Here is a 16,950-nt window from a genome sequence, read left to right on the forward strand (position 1 = left end):
ACAATAACTTGAAAGCGAAAACGTTGCATTTTTGCATCGATTTCGACCCCAAAAGCAGGGTGTGGCAACCCTGCCACACCCCCCCCTGGTCTAGGGACCGTACCCAAGCCCGACAGACCCACGAACAGATTTGTGCCCGGGTTTCTGGCAGTCTCAGTGGTTTGAATGTTGGGTTAACGGGGTTGACGGGGTTAACGGGGGCGGTTGACGGGGTTGACGGCTGAAAGGTGATGGTGATCGATGTCTGATGTGATGTGGTCAATCACCGAAATTGCGGCGCGGGACAGTGTTTCGAAGGCTGCGATTTCCAAGGCGGTCAAGAAGTTGCTGGAAGCCAAGCCGGATACTCCGGTTGATCGGGGTCCGCAGGGGCAGGTAATGCGAGTGTCTCTGGCGCACTACGACCATTACCGGGCGCGCTATATCAACCCTGCCAAGGCCTCTGCGCCTGTTCGGCCTATTGGGTCAGATGAGGCGGCGGCAGGCGCAGGGCCGCAGGTGCCGCAGGGTGACAGACTGGAGGAGGCTCGCCGGCAGAGAGAGTGGTTGGCTCTTGGCCGTGAGCGATTGCGGGACCAGGAAGAACGCGGACAACTTGTTCGAAAGGACAAAGTGGACGCTGCGGTTCTTGCCATTGGCGCAGAATTACAGGCGATTCTTCGGCGGCTGCCAAACCGGGCGGACGATATTGCCTTGGCTGTCTCGAAAGAGGGCGTGCATAGCGTTCGGGTCTTGTTGCGGGAAATCGCTTTCGAGATGGGTAACGAGATGGCGAACAAGCTGGAGGCGATTGCCAGCGAAGCGCCGACCGGTGATCCGTTGATCGAGGAAGAGGAAGCGTGACCGTTCATCCTGGTGCGCTGCGTGGTGTTGCGTCTTCGTTGGCGACAGCCATCAGACCGACACCGCCAGTGCCCTTTGATCGCTGGTTGACCCATAATGTCGTGCTGGTGGACGGGCCGAAAAAGGGTGAGCTTTGGTCAGCGGCGGATGCGCCATATCTGGTCGAGATCGCGCAATGTCTGAGCCAGGAGCATCCTTGCAATCTGGTTTCGGTACGAAAGTCGCAGCAAACGGGCGTGTCCATTCTGGCTTTGTCCTGGATGATGTATATTGCGGAGACCTGCCCGGATAACGCGCTGTATGGCGTTCCCGGCATCGATGCTCTGCAAGACATCAACTCTGGCAAGCTCCAGCCGTTGATTGACGCCTGGCAGAAGAAGACGAAAAAAGAGACGATCTACCCGTCGACCAGCCGTTCCGGTGTTGGATCGACCACGTATGAGAAGAAATTCGCCGGCGGTGCGATCTATCTGGCCAATGCCAACACGGTCATGGATCTGTCGGCGAAGACGGCGCGGTTTGGCGTCAAGGACGAGGTGTCCAAATGGAACATGCTGCCGAATGGCGCTGATCCGGAAAACCTGTTCTTCGGTCGCTTCACGGCGTTTCGCCGTCAGAAGACCTATAAGATTTTTGAGCTGTCCACGCCGGAATTGGACAGTGGCGATGCGCTGGGCGAGGGGCCTGGCCATTGCCGTATCGACCGTTCGTTCCGGCGTTCGGACCAGCGATTCTGGCATATCAAATGCCCGGAATGCGGTGTTGAGCAGGTCCAGGACGATCAGAATTTTCTGATCAACCGGGGCCAGCCGCATAAATCTATGATGCGTTGCGTGAAATGCGGGCATCATATTTCGGAAATGGAGCGGGTATCTGCGGTGCGGGAAGGGCGGTATATTCCGTCTCTATCCGGGCCGGATCGTCATCCTGGCTTCCATGTCGACGCCTTCATGTCGTTGATGATGTCCTACGAGGCGATTGCCGAGGACAAGATCAGCTACGAGGCAAAGGGTGAGGCCGGCGCGAAGGACTACCATAATCTGATCCTGGCCAAGCCATATCAGATGAAGGGCAATGCACCGGACCACAAGCGGCTGATGGAGCGGCGGGAAGACTACAAGCCCGGCGTCATCCCATCTGGCGGACTGCTGTTTGTGGCCGGTGCAGACGTTCAGGGCTACGGCATTTACTGCGAAGGCGTTGCTTTCGGGGAAGATCGCCAGAGCTGGAACGTCTTTGCCGAATTCTTCGAAGGCGCGACGGACAACCCGCAAGCGGGCGCTTGGCTGCTGTTTGAGGAATTCGTTTCGCAGGAATTTCCGGATGCGTTCGGGGTGCTGCGGAAAATCGATGCACTGGCGGTTGATGCTGGCTGGCGAACCAACCAGGTCATGGAATGGTGCCGCCGCCATCCGAATGCCTATGCCACGAAGGGCCAGCCAGGCCGAGGCCTACCGGCCATCGGCCTGCCGTCGCGCAAGACCGTTACCAAACGGGGCAAGCGCAAGCGGTTCGGTTCGGCGATGTCCTGGCCGGTCGGCACATGGTCATTGAAGGCAGAGTTTTACGGCAATTTGCACAAGATTGGTCTAGCGGCTGGAGAGGCGCAGGACCCATCCGGCTATTGCCATTTCCATAAGGAGCTTGGCGAGGAATATTTCCAGCAGATCACCGGGGAATATTTTCATCAGGCTTTGGTGAAGGGCAAGCTGCACGAAGAGTGGAAAAAGCGGCGGGAGCATAACCACTTTCTCGATTGCCGCATCTACGCGATGGCCATGGCGGAACACCTCGGCCTGTCAAAAATGAATGCCAGCGAGTGGGCAAGACTGCGAGCCATGCTGGAGCCGGAGATTGTGCCGGATCTGCTGTCCTCGGCCAGCCACAAGGTCTTGCATGAGGATCGGCCAGCGGAGCCGCAGAAAATACCGGTTACCGCGCCCGCGTCGTCGGTACCGGCGCAGGCCAGAGCAGACAAACCGACTGAAAACAGGTGGAAAAAGCGCAAATGACGGAAAAGCCACGGGTGAGGGTGAAGGCGGGTAGCGTGAGCGCGCCCGCAGTGCGCCCAACTGGTGCGCCCCGCAACGGGCGCGCTTCGTCCGCCTATATGCGCGATAGCCAGTCCGGTATCATTGCCTCGCGTCCCGCGTCTTTGCGGGAGCATCGTGACGAGGTTCGGCGCATCTGGTGGCGGGCGGCGGGCCTTGCCATGGATATGTTGCAGAATTCCGGCCGGCTGCGCGGGACCGCTGACCAGATCCTGGTCGATACCATAGGTGTCGAGCTGCAACTTAATCCGATGCCGGATTTGAGCCGTCTCGGCTACGATCAGATGGAATCTATAGCCTGGACACGAATGGTGAAGGCGGAATGGAAGCCTTGGAGCTGGAACCCGCGTGAGTGCGATTTCCGTGCCAAGCTGACCATTCCGCAGCAGACAGATGTCGGCATGCGCAACTGGCTGGCATTCGGCGAAAGCACCGGCGTGGTTTCGTATCTGCCGCGTGCGCAGCGCCTTCCTGGCTGCCGCACCGGTACAAAAATGTTGATGCTGTCGCCGCAAAAGCTGGTGCAGGATACCAGCGAAATGAGTGGTCTCTATCAGGGCATATACCACGATGCCTATGGTCGCCCGCAGGTCTATCGTTTCAAGGAATGCCGGGACGGCATGACCTATACGGTGGACTATGCGGCGGCGGATGCGGATGGACGGCAGCTTGTCTTGCATGCATTCGACCCGTTTTCTGCCGAAGATGTGCGTGGGATTTCCCCTTTGGTGCCGACATTCCGGAAATATTTGATGGCCGAGAACACGGATGACGCTACGGCGCAGATCATGTTCATGCAGACCATCTATTCGGCGGTTCTGAAAAGTGACAAGCCCAGCGCTGAGGTATTTGAAGCGCTTGAAAGCCTCAAAGACAGTCCTTTGGACGGGGCTAAGGAAATGGCGCAGGACGTTGTCGATTACTTTCGTGCGCAGATGGACCGTGCTGCCGAATCGGAGATCCGTATGGGTGCCGGAGCAGGTGTTTCGCATCTCGCCCCCGGCGAGGAACTTGAATTCAAGAACATCACGGCGCCTGGCTCCTACTACAAGGATTTCATGGCGTCTCTGCACCGGGAAACGGCCCGCGCGCTTGGTGTCAGCTATGGCGGGTACACGCTGGACTATACGGCTGCCACCTATGCCTCGACGATGATGGAGAATTCGGCGCTTTGGCCGATTGCCCAACGCCGGACCCAGCGGATTGCAGCGCCGCATGTGCTTGTGCCTTACGGTAGTTGGCTGGATGAGATGATCGAGGAGGGGCGTATTCCCTTCAAGGGCGGTCTCGAAGTCTACCGCGCCAACCGTGATGCGGTGCAATGGGCGCTGTGCAACGGCCCTGCCAAGCCGACAGCCGACGATTTGAAGCGGGCCAAGGCTTCCAGCGAGCGGATCGCCAACGGAACCGGCGACCTAACCGAGGAAATCAGCGAATTGGGCGGCGATGCCGAGGAGCGGTTTGAAAGCCGTCTCCGGTGGCATAATCGCTACAAGGAAGCGGGGATGGCTTCACCTTTCGAGCGCGGCTTGCCAAGCGATCCAGCCGGCACCAACGAATCTGGCGCAAGCCAGGAACAGACGGCGGGTGCGTGATGGCGCTGGTGAAGATCAACGGTGTCGAGGTCGACCAGGACGATCCCTGCGCCCTGTTTAAGGCGCTGTATTCGGTGAAGTTGAGGGCTTTGGCGGGCGAACATGTCAGCCAGATGTCGATTCAGTCACCTGTCACCCGCGACCAGGTGGTGTTTTCATCGGCCAATTTGTCGGCGCTTGACGCCGAATTGAACCGGCTTGCCGCCGCCTGCCAGGAAAAGACCACCGGACGGCGGCCCAATCGCCGCTGGCGGCTTCGGTTTTAGAGGGAAAGTCATGAGTTTTCGCTATGGCCATATCGCGCAGCGGGTGTTCAACACACCGTTGCTCTACGATCCGCGCAAGGCGGAAGCTTTCTTGCAGGGCATGGGCAGCCGGATCGCCGGTGATACCATCGTCATCGCCAACCCGGCGGGCGCTGCGGATCATGTTGCTTTCGGCAATGGCCGTCCGCTGGCGGGCAAGGTTGGCAACCGACTGGAGCGAGCCTATCAGCGCGCCAATATGTTGCCGTTCGACATGATCGACAACATTGCGATCATCCCGGTCGAAGGCAGCCTTGTCCATAAAGGTGGGTGGGTCGGTTCGGCCTCTGGCGAGACCTCTTACCAGGGTTTGCAGGCTCAAGTCGCGGCGGCCCGTAAATATGCGGGCGTCAAAGGCGTGGTCTTCGAATATGACAGCTATGGCGGCGAGGTGAACGGCGGGTTTGAAACAGCCGCCGCCATGCAGGCGCTTTCGCGGGAAAAGCCGACCCTGGCGATCCTGACAGATTTTGCCTATTCGGCGGGGTATCTGCTGGCATCGCAGGCGCGGGGCATCGTCATGCCGGAATTTGGCGGGGCGGGGTCCATTGGCGTGATCATCATGCATGCCGATTATTCGCAAGCCCTTGAGCAGGATGGCATCAAGGTCACCATCATCCGCTCCGGCAAGAAAAAGGCGGATGGGAACCCTTACGAACCATTGTCCGCCGATGTTGCCGACCGCTGGCAAGCGCAGGCCGACCAGATGCGGGATAAATTCGCCGAAACCGTCGCCAAGGGCCGCAAGAACCGGATCACCAAGGCGAAGGCGCTGGCGTCTGAAGCCGATGTTTATGACGCAAAGCAGGCCCTTGCCATGGGTTTGGTGGATGCCATCGGCGATCCCATCGAGGCGTTCGACGCCTTCGTGAAGGAAGTTAACCGGAGTTGATCCCATGACCAGTTTGATTGCCACGATCCGGGGGATTGTTTCTCCGGGATCGCACCCCCTTGCCCTCGACGAGGGTGAGCTGGACGCAAATGCGTCCTTATCCGAAGCGCCTCTGATCCCTGAGGCATCAACCACTGGAGGTGACATGTCTGTAAATCAGACAGTGCCCGGCGCGGCTTCCGCGACCGGAGCAACCGCCGCCGTCGTTCCCGCCGTTCAGGTTGGTGCCGATGGCGTACAGGCTGCCATGACCCGGATCAATGCGATCCTGTCGGCAGACGGCATCAAGGGTGACGGCGCCCGTATGAGCGCCGCCCTCGAACTCGCCAGCACGGCCCCCGGCATGACGGCCGATCAGGTCGTAGCATTTGTGACGGACAATGTTGCCGGTGCCAACACCGCCGCACCTGCTGCGGCTACGGCTCCAGCGCCTGCCGCCGCGGCTCCGGTTACCCAGCCAGGCGCATCCTATGAGCAGCAGCGTATTGCTGCCGCCAATCTTGCCATGCCCGGGGCTTCTCAGTCATCGGCCAAGGCTGGTCCGAAAATCAATGCCACGGACATCTACGCGATGCGCCGTGAGGCCCTGAAAGGAGCCTGACCATGGAAACATTTACCGAAAAGGCGCGTCCTCTCGCGTTCCTCCTCTCGGAGGGCAACGGGTACATTTCCCGTGAGGTTCTGACAATTGCTTCCGGTTCCGGTGTTCTGGAAGCGGGAACCATCCTCGGCAAGATTACGGCGGGCGGCAAATATACCTATTCGCCGAATGCTTCGGTGACCGCCATTGCCGGCGCGGAAGCTGCTGTGGCCATTCTCTGCTACGGCGTCGATGCGACCGACGCGGACGTGGAGGCGCTTTGCGTCACCAACGATGCGGAGGCGAAGGAGCCGATGCTCCTGGTGCATAGCAGCGTCGATGACGCCACCAAGCGTGCCGCCAAAATCGCGCAGCTGCGCACCGTCAACATCAAGGCTCGATAAGGAGACCCGATCATGCCTGCACCGAATGTCCATACCGGCGATCCTTTCAGCCTTGAAAGCCTGACCGCCGCTGTCAACTCCATCCCTTATCGTCCTGGTCAGGTTTCCGCTTCCCGTATCTACGAGGAAGACGGCGTCTCCACCACGATGGTTTCCGTCGAAATGCGCGAGGGGAAGCTGGCGCTTGTCGAGCCGACCGCGCGTGGCGGTGCTGGTGAAACAACGGATGACGAAAACCGAACCAAGGTGCCGTTTATCATCCCGCATTATCAGCGTGATGACAGCATTTTGGCTGATGAAGTCCAGAACGTCCGCGAATTTGGCACGGAAGATCAGCTTGAAGTGCTGGAGGATCGGGTCAACCGCAAGGCACAGCGGCATGCCGCCGATTTGACGATGACTCTGGAACACCAGCGCGTTGGTGGTATCAAAGGCATCGTCCTATCGAAGAGTGGCAAGGTTCTCGCTAATCTCTACGATAAATTCGGCATTGCTGTTCCGGCGTCTGTCTCTCTGGAGCTGGATGTTGAATCGACCAAGGTCGGCCAACTGTTTCAGAACGTTATTTACAGCATCGAAGACGCGCTCGATGAACCGTATGAAGGCATTCACAACTTTACAGGACGTGATTTCCATCGTGCTCTTTGGACGCATAAGTCGGTGACCGATACATTCCTCTACCACTCTGGCGCTGCGGTGTTGCGCGAGGATGTGCCGGATGTGTTTACTTGGGGTGGCGCTACCTGGGAACGCTACCGGACGGGTGCAAAGGCCACGGCAGATCTCGGTTCTCCTTATATTGCCGCCGATGAAGCGCGGGTGACCATTAAGGGTGTGCCTGACCTGTTTATCACTCGGTTTGCACCGGCCGATTACGAAGAAACGGTGAACACGCGCGGTTTGCCGTTCTACAGCCGTGCGACACCCAAGCCGAACGGCAAAGGCCGGGATCTGGAAGTGCAGATGAATGCGATTTCAATCTGCACTCGGCCTGCTGTCTTGCGGACACTGAAGCTCACCTAATCAGCCCCTTGCCAAAATGATCGCCGGTTTTCCGGCGATTTCTCCCCCTCTCACAGGAGTTGATCGAATGGCTTCGAAAGAGACATTGAAGATCGCATTTAAAACCGGCGGTATTCTGCCTGCATCCGTCATGTCTGCGGAAAAGGACGAACGGGTTGCTGCCCGCGTCCCGCGTGATGTGCCGGCTGATTATGCCCAGCAGCTCATCGACGACAAGTTCGCCTATCTCTATGAGGATGACGACGAAGAGGACGATGCGGCGGCATGGGCCAAAGCACAGCAGTACGCAGCCGTCAACAAGGCTGCCGAGGAAGCTGCTGCCAAGGCAAAGGCCGAAGAAGAGGCCGCCGCGAAGGCCAAGGCTGAACAGGATGCTGCGGACAAGAAGGCGGCTGACGAAGCCGCTGCCAAGGTGAAAGCCGAAGAAGAGTCCGCAGCCAAAGCCAAGGCAGAGCAGGCCGCAGCTGATAAGAAGGCGGCTGATGAGGCCAAGCAGCTGGATCTGTCCAGCCAGGGCAAGGCCTGATCCATGGATATCGCTGCTGCCCGTGCTGCCTTGCCATCGATGACGCGGGCTCTGCTTGGTGAGCCCGCGACCATCACGCCGATGACGATCAGCAAAATGAAGTCGGGGCGCGACCTGTCCCGCGATTTGCAGACCGGCGTCATGGCGCGGTTCGATTCCGTGCCTGACGATACGGCATTGGGTGGCGGTGATGTGGTGCGCAGCCGCGCCACCGTGGGTGCGGCAACCAAGACGGTCAGCTTTGACCGGGCAGCACTTGCCTGGTTGCCCAAACAGGGTGACCAGATCTCGCGTGCCAACGGCGATGTCTTCGAAGTCGTGCGACCCGGCGAGGATGCTGGCGCCGGCGTGATTTTCTGGCTGTCGGAGGTCTAATCATGGGTGTTGTTCGCCAGCTGATCCAGATTGCCGCGACGGAAGCACTGCTTGGGCGGACCATTGCCGAGGATCGCGTCAAGGACAGTTTGATCATGGCGTTGCCATTAATCATGGATGATGACCCGAAGCCAATCATCGCCGTTTCTGTCGAGGACAGCCTCAGCCCATCGACTGGCGACGGCCTGTTTCGCACGGATGTCAGCATGACGCTGCAATTGCAGATGGCCGTGGCGAAATCTGTTTCGGTCGCGGTGGAAGATGAAAACGGCGGTCCGGGCAGCATGTCCATGCTGGAAATTGGCACCACGGATGCGGCGCTGGAAGCAAGTTTGAACCTGATGGACCGGCAATGGCGGCTGGCTTTGTCGGACCCGGCAAATGAATGGTCCCAGATCCTGCTTGGTCTTATCGGCGATTTCGGGCGGATCAGCGATGTTCGCATGGTCGATCCGGAAAGCGGGCGAAAGCATGCGGCCCGGATCATTGAAGTCACGCTCGACCCGATTGCCGAGCCATCATTGAGGCAGGATGTTCCAGAGGTGATTGCGACCGGGTTGGCGAAAATGACCGCAACGGACGAATATGCCGATCTGGCGCGGATCTTCTCGGCCTCGCTGGCTGGTGGCGCCGGTCTTGCCAAATGGGAAGAGGTGCAGGCGATGCTGGGCGTCACCAAGCCGGTTCCCGCCCTGATCGGGGTTGGCACGCCGGATGATGGCATCGAAGTTCTGATCAGCGACGTGTCGTTGAACATCGCCGGGGAAATCGAGGTTCCGGGCGCATGAGCGACCAGGTGCTTGTCAACATCATCCTTGAGCTGAAGGCCGAGGTTGCAGGCTTGCGCCGTGCGGTGCAGGGCATGCAGCGGGTCGGCACGGTTCACGCGGTCGACGGCGATAGCCGCCGCCTGCGGATGAAACTGGCGGGCGATGCTGGCAACGAATTCCTGACGCCATGGCGGCCATGGTCGGAGGTGGCGGGTGCGGAAAAGAGCTGGCGGCCACCATCCGAGGGTCAGCAAATGATATTGCTGTCGCCGTTTGGCGATATGCGCCAGGGCGTGGCGGTACCGTTGACGTTTTCGGATGCCAATGGCGCGCCGTCTTCGGCGCTTGATGCCCGCATCCTGTCGTCGTTCGGTTCCGGCCTGATCGGGTTTTCCGACAATGGCGGGGTAACAGAGCTGCATGGAGAGCGGGTCAATCTGGCCGGGACGGATGGCAAGCGGGTGGCGCGGCTGGGTGACCGGGTGCGCGTATCCAGCGGTTCGTCTGCCGGTCTGTGGCCTATCGTCGAGGCTTCGGAAAAGGTTTTTGCGGAATGAGTACGCAATACGGCATGGACCCGGAGACTGGAAAGTGGGTTTCCGGCTGGGATAGCGTGGTGGTTGCCATCGGCAAGCTGCTGACCACCCGGTATTTCGAGCGGGTCTTGCGCGAATATGTCGGATCGCCCGTGCCAACCATTCTTGGACAGACGGCGAATGTGCAGACGATCCTGAAATTCCGCTGGGCCTTGGTGTTGGCTATCGAGCTGTTCGAACCGCGCTTCAAGCCTACCAAAGTCACCATGGACGCGCTGGATCGCAAGGGAAACTCGACCTGGACCATTCGCGGCACCTATCGGCCACGGGCGCATCTTGGCGACCTGACCGAAGCCGGTGAAGTTTCGCTTTCATTCGGTTCTGACGGAACCTCAACCATCATCGCAGGGTAAATCATGGTCGATCTGACGACACTGCCGACCCCGCAGATGCTGCAAAGCATCGATGCGGAGGCGATGATTACCACCATGGCGACCGCCTTTGTTGCATGGGCGCAAGACAATTACGGTGTGGATGTGACCGGGATTGTCTCGCTGGAGGGTGAGCCGATTGCCGTGCAGATCGAGTTTCAGGCCTATCAGCGGGCGGCGCTGTATGCGTCTTTCAACGATGTGCTGAAATCCAATCTGCTGGCGTTTGCCGCCGGGGCCGATCTTGATGCTCTTGCCGCCGACCATGGCGTGACCCGCTTGACCGGTGAGACAGATGCGCAGTTGCGGTCGCGTATCGTGCTGGCCGATCAGGGATCATCCACGGCAGGGTCGGAAGAATGGTATGCCTATCAGGCCCGGTCGGTTTCGTCCGAAGTGGATGCGGTTGCGGTTTACCGGACTGGCAGCGGCCCGGAAATTGAGGTTGCCATTCTGTCGACTGCGGAGGGTGGCGTGCCATCTTCGGCGCTGCTGGCGCAGGTCTCGGCGAAAGTCACCTCCAGCGCGGTCCGGTGCGTGAATGATATCGTGTCCGTTGTGTCTGGCACCAAGACCACGGTTGATGTCGTGGCGGATGTCTGGCTGTTGCCGGATACGCCGGTTGCCGTGTTCGATGGTCTGGAAGCCGTGTTGCGGGCTGCGCTCGATAGCGAGGGAGGCTTCGGCTTCGACATAAACCGGGCCTGGCTGATTGCCAAACTGATGGTGTCAGGTGTCTCCAAGGTGTCGATCACCGCGCCCGCCGTCGATGTGGTAATGGATAGCAATTCTGCGGCGACATTCGGCACGATCACCCTTGCCTATAAGGGTCGCTCGAAATGACGGCGGTGATTGTTCCCAGCAATTCGACGGTGCTGGAAGAGGCGCTGGCCGTTGCCACCGATCCCTACGACGCCACGCTTGGCGATATCGAGGCGGTGCGCGGGTTTCGCTACCAGCGCCCGCTGAATGCGACTGTGGCGCCCTATCTGGTGCAGGAATATGGGCTCGGGCCGATTGCCGATTTCTTTGCGACAGCAGAAGACCTGATCGATACCGGCCGGGCCTGGCAGAGAATTCGCGGGACGCCGAAAGCCGTTCTCGATGCGCTGCGCTGGATTGCCTATTATGGCGCGCGTCTCGAAGACCAGGTGAAGGGCCGCCGCCGCTGGCATCTTTATCAGATCGCCATGGGTGAATTGCCCGGCGATGACGAGGTGCAGCGGCTGTATAATGCCTGGTATCTGGCCGATCTATCGGACCCGGCCCGGGCGGAATTCTTCCGCGGCTATTTCGGTTATGACGTTCGGGGCCTTGCCTGGAGCCGTCAGCGCTGGGGCGGGGCCTTGTGGGGAGATTCGTCGGGTACACGGATCGATGGCAATCCGGTGAAATGGAGCCATGGCCGCAGCCATTCGGTTGCCATCGAGGATACGTTCTACGAATGGGAATTGTTCGGCTGGAATGATCTGCTTTCGGCTTTTGGCGATGGGGGATGGCCCGGCATTGCGTGGTCGCAGGCGACAATTCCGTGGTCGGCTGCCGGATCGTCGACGACCATGAAGGCATGGCTTTTGTTGCAGCAGACTGCCTTTATCGCATTTTATGCCGCTGGTGGGGATGTGATCGGCTATGCCCGGGTGATCATGGCGGCGGAAAACCAGACGGACGCAGACGATGACCTGGTGACCGTCGCTTATAAGGTCCGGACCAGATTCGGGAATGGGGCCGGGAAGACCGTGTCGAAGATCAGCATCATCTACGGGCTGGAGCTGTCCGATGGCGTCAAACCTTACAAGGCCTGGCTGGAGCCTTCCGAGGTGATTGCCGGATCTGGTGTCGAGGTTGGGAAAACCAATTTCGCGCTGACATTTTTCAGGACGGTGCGCGAGTTGATGACCGTGACGCTGACCATCAATCCGATCCAGATCGTGCCGGTGCATTACGCAAACCCTGCTCTGAGCCTCGGCTAATAGGATTTATCCATGACAACCAATGTTTTCGATACCGGGACGTACCCGGATCTTGCCAATGTGCATGACCGGTCGGCGGATCGGCCGGGCATTGATCGCGTCTATTTCGGCGAAGGTGACTTTGCGCAGGGTGCCGATATCAATGAGGCATTTTCCATCGAGGAAAAGAAACGCAGCGCGATTGGTGATCTGGTCGCCTCCGATGGCGACCGGCTGTCTGGCGCTGATATTGTCGTCGACGTGGATACTGGAACCGTGCTGATCACGCAGGGCTCGATCTATCTGAAGGGTGCGCCGCGTAGCGTTGACGCCCGGACGTTGACGGGTGTTGCGATGACCGGCGATGTTTCCTTGGGTGTACGGGTTGTGACTTCGCCCCTGACGGCGGCGGATGACAGTATTTTCTATGGCCTTGGCGCTGGCACGGAAGGCTACGGCGAAGAAGGTGCGGTGCGCACCAATATGGCGATCACCTGGGCGACGGCGACGGATGGCGGCGAGGGCGATTTCTACAGCTATGCCATGTTGCGCGACGGTTCTGTGATTTCGCAGGATGCCCCGCCGACGCTGACCGGTGTGCAAAAGCAGATCGGCACCTATGATTATGATGCCCATGGCAATTATGTGGTGCGTGGCTGTGTCGTCACGGCGCTTGGCAAGACAGGAGCCGCGCAGGTGTTTTCCGTGGGCGCCGGTGTCTGCAACGTGCAGGGGACGAAAGTCACCCGTGGCAGCGACAACCGCCTGACCGTGGCGGAAGAACCTGATGTGGCATCGGTCAGCCTGGAAGGCCATACCTTTGCGAGCGGCGGCACGGGTACGGTCACCATTACCGTTCGCCGCCCGCCGATTGCGGCTATCGAGGATATCGTGATCACCCGGCAGAAGACTGTGACGCTCTCCAAGGGTGTCGGTGGCTCTTCCGACGCGCTGCCCGATACCGGCGTGGTCAGCATCATCAGCGTGGTGCAGCTCTCGACCACCTATGTGGTGGACACCGATTACATCCGATCCGGTGACAGCGTGAACTGGTCTCCCGCTGGTGCCGAGCCCGCGACCGGGTCGAGCTATCAGGTGACCTATCGCTATTATGATAATGTTGTACCTGACAGCTTCACCTCGACCACGATTGTGGTTTCTGGCGGTGTCGATGGGACGGATATGTTCCTCGAATATTCCTACAAATTGCCGCGCTATGACCGCATCCTGATCTCCTCCGATGGTTCGCTATCCTATCTTAAGGGTATATCCTCGGTTGCCAATCCGCATGCGCCCGCCGAGCCGGAAGATGCCTTGTCGCTCTGCACGGTGCAGAATGATTGGTATGGCACGCCTGTTATCAACAACGATGCGACCCGGGCTATTGGATACAAGCGGCTGAACTATCTTCAGGACAGGCTTTCCGAGGTGATCGACTTGGTGCTGATCGAGCGGCTGAAATCCGACGCCAATGCCCGTTCTGCCGGGCCGACGCTGGGGGTGTTTACCGATCCTCTTTGGGATGACAGCTACCGGGATTTCGGGGTCGCCCAGACGGCAGCAGTGTTCGACGGCTCTATGCAGGTGGCAATTGACGCCGATGTGCGGTCCGTTCGGCTGGCTGATTGGGGGTTGCTGGACTACAGCGAGGAAGTGGTTGTTTCGCAGGAACTTTATACGGCTTGCGAAAAGATTAATCCCTACCAGAATTTCAACCCGGTCCCGTTCGAAATCACCATTGACCCGTCGACGGATTATTGGACTGAAACCCAGACGGTTTCGCTTTCGGCGGTTACGCAGGTGTTCGGCTCCGGTAACGAAAGCCGTGTCCGATCCTCGACCGTGTCATCCACCACGACCAGCACGGTGATTGCCTATCTGCGCCAGATCGACATTGGTTTCGAAATCACCGGCATGGGTGGCGGCGAGAACCTGTCGGGCCTCACCTTCGACGGGCTGGACGTGAACCCGGGCGGGATCGTCGCCGATGTGAACGGCAAGGCCACCGGCACGTTCCAGATCCCGGCCAATGTGTCGGCTGGAACCAAGAAGATCGAAGCGGTTGGTGGGGCAGGGCTTTCGGCGTCGGCGACCTTCCGGGGTGAAGGCCGGTTGGAAACGACGACCACGCAAACCACCACCGTCATTGAGCGATTTTCGACTGTGACCGTGACCCGTGAGCATGAGAGTGGCGGCCATAACAGTTCCGACCCGCAGGCGCAGAGCTACGCTTTGACTGAGGGGCGCTATATCACGTCGCTGGATGTGAAATTCTGCGCCATCGGCACCCGCTCCAAGCCTGTTGATATCGATTTCGTGGAAATGGAAAACGGCTTTCCGACCAATTCGGTGTTTGCCAACAAGCGGATCGATATGAATTCCGTTGCCACCGGGGACTGGACGAAAGCGGCGCTGGATTGCCCGGTCTACAATCCTGCCGATACCTATCTGGCCTTCAAGCTGCGCACGGACGATGCCAGCCATTCCATCGGGATCGCCACGCTTGGTGACTTCGATTCTGGCGCGCAGGCGTGGGTGACATCGCAGCCCTATACGATTGGCGACCGGTTTTCCGGGTCGAACAATGAAAGCTGGCTGCTGCATCCGTCCAGCGACATCAGTTTCAAGATGCGGGCCGCCGTTTTTTCGCCGATCACCAAAAGCATTGCCATCGGTGATTTCGTCGTGGCTGACGTGTCCGACATTCTGATCCGCTCCGATGTCATTCTGCCGGAAAGCAGTTGTTCCGTGGTGTTTCAGGTGAAGGTGCCAAAGGTAACCGATGGCGTCACGACCTATACGACCTACACGGTCTCTGTCGATCAGACGCTGGAGCTGGATTATTTTGCCACCGGAACCGTAACTATCACGGCTGTTCTATCCGGCACGTCGAAGGTTTCGCCGCTGCTGAACAAGGATGTCACGGTGATTTTTGGAACCATGCGGGCAATGGGCGACTATGTCGGCCGCAGCTTCACCATGGGATCGGGCGTCGAGCTGAATGTGGTGTTTTCCGGCCTGCTGCCAAATGGGTCAACGGTGGCTGTATCGGCCGATGCGAATGATGGCACATTTTCTCCGGCGTCCCTATCGAAGGCCGAGGCCCTGGACGATGGCTGGGTGGAATACACCTATAAAATTGCCAGCCATGCCGCGCCGGATGGTGGACGATTGAAAATGGTGCTGACCGGAACGCCGGCGGCCCGCCCTGCCATTGCCGACCTGCGCGCCTGGACGTTTTGAGGGTAGAACATGACCGTCGATCTTGAGACAAGCAACCGCGACTATCCGCTGCCAAACATCGAAAACACCATGGCGCATGATGTTGCCAGGCTGATCAGCGCACTGACGGCCATCGATGTAGATGTTGCCAGCATCTTGACCGCTCTGGCGCTGAAGGCTGCCATTGACAGTCCGGCCTTCAGCGGCACCCCGACCGCGCCGACACAGCCGGCCACGGCCAACAATGCTACGCTTGCTACGACCGCTCATGTGAAGGCGGCGCTTTCGCAGTTCCTGTCCGATGCGGAAGGCGCGATTGCCACCATTACCGAGTTGCAGGCCGCACTTGGCGATGCGGATGCGGTGACCGGACTGACGGCGCTGATCAGTACCCGCGCCCCGCTGGACAGTGCCAATCTGACCGGGACACCGACGACGGTCACGCCTGAGGTTGATGATAATTCGCAGAAGATCCCGACGACCGGATGGGTCCAGGCGATTAAGGCGACGATCCTCGGCGGCGTGGTGGCGGATGGCAATACCCTGGCCAAGCTGTTTGCAGCGCTTGGCGGGGACAAGAACTTTGCCGCCTCTGTGGCATCCGATCTTTCGAATAAGGCGTCACTGGCAAGCCCGGCGTTTACCGGCAACCCGACTGCACCGACGCAAACGCCGGGCAGCAGCAACACGAGGATCGCGAACACCGCCTTCGTCGCCACGGCGATTTCAAGTGCCGTGACCTCGATATCGTCGGCGATCTCGAATCTTTCCACCATGTATGCGCCGCTTGTCCGCAAGGTTTCGGCGGGTGTTGGTATGTCGGGTGGTGGTGATCTTAGCGCGGACCGGACGATTTCACTTGGGGCTGCCAAGCCGATCAGCAACAGCACGACCGGCACGGTGGACAATACCGGTCATGACCATCCTCTTGGTTTCGTCGCAGCAGAAGTCTTTCAGGGTGGTGCTGTGAATGAAATCAACTTTCCGGTCGGCAGGGTTCTGCTGGTTTCAACCAATGGCGGGCTTCCGGTGCGCAATACGCAACAGGTGCCTTGTCTCAAGTCGGACAACTCATTCAGCTACGTGACCGCCAATGACAGCAAGGCCGGGGCTGTTCTCAGTGGCATATGGTTTTCCGCAGGCAATGCGGCGGGATCGAATATCTCCCTGGTGCAGAGGGCTGGATAATGTTGAAGCTGAGTTTTGCGCGACTGACTGCCGTCGACAGGACCACGGAAGACAAATTCTATGTGGCCTCCATCGTCTTCAAAAACGAGGACGGAACAGAGGTTTCCGGCACCTATGGCAGCCGCCCCGGCGACACCTATGGAATGGCGGTTGAGGTTCGGGCTGCGATCACCGAGTGGATCGCCGCCGGGAAATCTGTCGGCACCTGGAAACCGCCCACCTGACCACTGACCCCACCCGATCCGGCCGCCTTTCTG

General features: G+C 59.2%; 18 protein-coding genes. All 18 read left to right on the top strand.

What is annotated here, in order from left to right:
• The first annotated feature begins 240 nt into the window (after positions 1-240).
• Complete coding sequence (locus IEI95_RS15955; RefSeq protein ID WP_194416731.1) at positions 241-843, top strand: hypothetical protein; 603 nt, start codon at positions 241-243, stop codon at positions 841-843.
• Complete coding sequence (locus IEI95_RS15960; protein ID WP_194416732.1) at positions 840-2,855, top strand: terminase gpA endonuclease subunit; 2,016 nt, start codon at positions 840-842, stop codon at positions 2,853-2,855. Before IEI95_RS15955 ends, IEI95_RS15960 begins: the two co-directional genes overlap by 4 nt.
• Positions 2,852-4,489 carry a phage portal protein gene (locus IEI95_RS15965; protein WP_194416733.1) on the top strand — a complete coding sequence of 546 codons (1,638 nt, stop codon included), beginning with the start codon at positions 2,852-2,854 and terminating at the stop codon, positions 4,487-4,489. The genes IEI95_RS15960 and IEI95_RS15965 overlap by 4 nt, the downstream gene beginning before the upstream one ends.
• Positions 4,489-4,755 (top strand): hypothetical protein, encoded by a 267-nt coding sequence (locus IEI95_RS15970; protein ID WP_194416734.1) that lies wholly within the window; start codon positions 4,489-4,491, stop codon positions 4,753-4,755. The genes IEI95_RS15965 and IEI95_RS15970 overlap by 1 nt, the downstream gene beginning before the upstream one ends.
• 10 nt (positions 4,756-4,765) lie before the next feature.
• Positions 4,766-5,686: a S49 family peptidase gene (locus IEI95_RS15975; RefSeq protein ID WP_156533379.1), complete on the top strand. Its 921-nt coding sequence runs from the start codon at positions 4,766-4,768 to the stop codon at positions 5,684-5,686.
• Between the two features lie 145 nt (positions 5,687-5,831).
• Positions 5,832-6,287 (top strand): hypothetical protein, encoded by a 456-nt coding sequence (locus IEI95_RS15980; protein ID WP_194416735.1) that lies wholly within the window; start codon positions 5,832-5,834, stop codon positions 6,285-6,287.
• Positions 6,288-6,289: 2 nt separating this feature from the next.
• Positions 6,290-6,670 (top strand): head decoration protein, encoded by a 381-nt coding sequence (locus IEI95_RS15985; RefSeq protein ID WP_194416736.1) that lies wholly within the window; start codon positions 6,290-6,292, stop codon positions 6,668-6,670.
• Between the two features lie 12 nt (positions 6,671-6,682).
• Positions 6,683-7,693 carry a major capsid protein gene (locus tag IEI95_RS15990; protein ID WP_194416737.1) on the top strand — a complete coding sequence of 337 codons (1,011 nt, stop codon included), beginning with the start codon at positions 6,683-6,685 and terminating at the stop codon, positions 7,691-7,693.
• A 67-nt stretch (positions 7,694-7,760) separates the two neighbouring features.
• Positions 7,761-8,219: a hypothetical protein gene (locus IEI95_RS15995; RefSeq protein ID WP_194416738.1), complete on the top strand. Its 459-nt coding sequence runs from the start codon at positions 7,761-7,763 to the stop codon at positions 8,217-8,219.
• A gap of 3 nt (positions 8,220-8,222) precedes the next feature.
• Positions 8,223-8,594, top strand: a complete 372-nt coding sequence (locus IEI95_RS16000; protein WP_156544815.1) for a hypothetical protein — start codon at positions 8,223-8,225, stop codon at positions 8,592-8,594.
• A gap of 2 nt (positions 8,595-8,596) precedes the next feature.
• Positions 8,597-9,382, top strand: a complete 786-nt coding sequence (locus tag IEI95_RS16005) for a hypothetical protein (RefSeq protein WP_194416739.1) — start codon at positions 8,597-8,599, stop codon at positions 9,380-9,382.
• On the top strand, positions 9,379-9,921 hold the full coding sequence (locus tag IEI95_RS16010) for a phage baseplate assembly protein V (RefSeq protein WP_194416740.1): 543 nt from the start codon (positions 9,379-9,381) through the stop codon (positions 9,919-9,921). The genes IEI95_RS16005 and IEI95_RS16010 overlap by 4 nt, the downstream gene beginning before the upstream one ends.
• Positions 9,918-10,313: a GPW/gp25 family protein gene (locus tag IEI95_RS16015; RefSeq protein ID WP_070150702.1), complete on the top strand. Its 396-nt coding sequence runs from the start codon at positions 9,918-9,920 to the stop codon at positions 10,311-10,313. Before IEI95_RS16010 ends, IEI95_RS16015 begins: the two co-directional genes overlap by 4 nt.
• Positions 10,314-10,316: 3 nt before the next feature.
• Positions 10,317-11,174 (top strand): baseplate J/gp47 family protein, encoded by an 858-nt coding sequence (locus IEI95_RS16020; RefSeq protein ID WP_194416741.1) that lies wholly within the window; start codon positions 10,317-10,319, stop codon positions 11,172-11,174.
• Positions 11,171-12,304, top strand: coding sequence for a phage tail protein (locus tag IEI95_RS16025; RefSeq protein ID WP_194416742.1), 1,134 nt, complete (start codon positions 11,171-11,173; stop codon positions 12,302-12,304). Before IEI95_RS16020 ends, IEI95_RS16025 begins: the two co-directional genes overlap by 4 nt.
• A 12-nt stretch (positions 12,305-12,316) precedes the next feature.
• Positions 12,317-15,526 (top strand): DUF4815 domain-containing protein, encoded by a 3,210-nt coding sequence (locus IEI95_RS16030; RefSeq protein ID WP_194416743.1) that lies wholly within the window; start codon positions 12,317-12,319, stop codon positions 15,524-15,526.
• A gap of 9 nt (positions 15,527-15,535) precedes the next feature.
• Positions 15,536-16,693 (top strand): hypothetical protein, encoded by a 1,158-nt coding sequence (locus IEI95_RS16035; protein WP_194416744.1) that lies wholly within the window; start codon positions 15,536-15,538, stop codon positions 16,691-16,693.
• The gene (locus IEI95_RS16040) at positions 16,693-16,917 is read left to right on the top strand and encodes a hypothetical protein (protein ID WP_194416745.1); all 225 of its coding nucleotides are present in this window, start codon (positions 16,693-16,695) and stop codon (positions 16,915-16,917) included. Before IEI95_RS16035 ends, IEI95_RS16040 begins: the two co-directional genes overlap by 1 nt.
• Positions 16,918-16,950 lie beyond the last annotated feature (33 nt).

Source organism: Agrobacterium vitis, from assembly GCF_014926405.1.
Taxonomy (GTDB): domain Bacteria; phylum Pseudomonadota; class Alphaproteobacteria; order Rhizobiales; family Rhizobiaceae; genus Allorhizobium; species Allorhizobium vitis_H.

Excerpts from the sequence above, each read along its gene's own strand:
- IEI95_RS15955 (WP_194416731.1), top strand. The coding sequence starts at position 241 with ATGTCTGATGTGATGTGGTCAATCACCGAAATTGCGGCGCGGGACAGT.
- IEI95_RS16040 (WP_194416745.1), top strand. The coding sequence starts at position 16,693 with ATGTTGAAGCTGAGTTTTGCGCGACTGACTGCCGTCGACAGGACCACG.
- IEI95_RS16005 (WP_194416739.1), top strand. The coding sequence starts at position 8,597 with ATGGGTGTTGTTCGCCAGCTGATCCAGATTGCCGCGACGGAAGCACTG.
- IEI95_RS15990 (WP_194416737.1), top strand. The coding sequence starts at position 6,683 with ATGCCTGCACCGAATGTCCATACCGGCGATCCTTTCAGCCTTGAAAGC.
- IEI95_RS16000 (WP_156544815.1), top strand. The coding sequence starts at position 8,223 with ATGGATATCGCTGCTGCCCGTGCTGCCTTGCCATCGATGACGCGGGCT.
- IEI95_RS15995 (WP_194416738.1), top strand. The coding sequence starts at position 7,761 with ATGGCTTCGAAAGAGACATTGAAGATCGCATTTAAAACCGGCGGTATT.
- IEI95_RS16025 (WP_194416742.1), top strand. The coding sequence starts at position 11,171 with ATGACGGCGGTGATTGTTCCCAGCAATTCGACGGTGCTGGAAGAGGCG.
- IEI95_RS15975 (WP_156533379.1), top strand. The coding sequence starts at position 4,766 with ATGAGTTTTCGCTATGGCCATATCGCGCAGCGGGTGTTCAACACACCG.
- IEI95_RS16030 (WP_194416743.1), top strand. The coding sequence starts at position 12,317 with ATGACAACCAATGTTTTCGATACCGGGACGTACCCGGATCTTGCCAAT.
- IEI95_RS16035 (WP_194416744.1), top strand. The coding sequence starts at position 15,536 with ATGACCGTCGATCTTGAGACAAGCAACCGCGACTATCCGCTGCCAAAC.
- IEI95_RS15970 (WP_194416734.1), top strand. The coding sequence starts at position 4,489 with ATGGCGCTGGTGAAGATCAACGGTGTCGAGGTCGACCAGGACGATCCC.
- IEI95_RS16015 (WP_070150702.1), top strand. The coding sequence starts at position 9,918 with ATGAGTACGCAATACGGCATGGACCCGGAGACTGGAAAGTGGGTTTCC.
- IEI95_RS15985 (WP_194416736.1), top strand. The coding sequence starts at position 6,290 with ATGGAAACATTTACCGAAAAGGCGCGTCCTCTCGCGTTCCTCCTCTCG.
- IEI95_RS15980 (WP_194416735.1), top strand. The coding sequence starts at position 5,832 with ATGTCTGTAAATCAGACAGTGCCCGGCGCGGCTTCCGCGACCGGAGCA.
- IEI95_RS16020 (WP_194416741.1), top strand. The coding sequence starts at position 10,317 with ATGGTCGATCTGACGACACTGCCGACCCCGCAGATGCTGCAAAGCATC.
- IEI95_RS15965 (WP_194416733.1), top strand. The coding sequence starts at position 2,852 with ATGACGGAAAAGCCACGGGTGAGGGTGAAGGCGGGTAGCGTGAGCGCG.
- IEI95_RS16010 (WP_194416740.1), top strand. The coding sequence starts at position 9,379 with ATGAGCGACCAGGTGCTTGTCAACATCATCCTTGAGCTGAAGGCCGAG.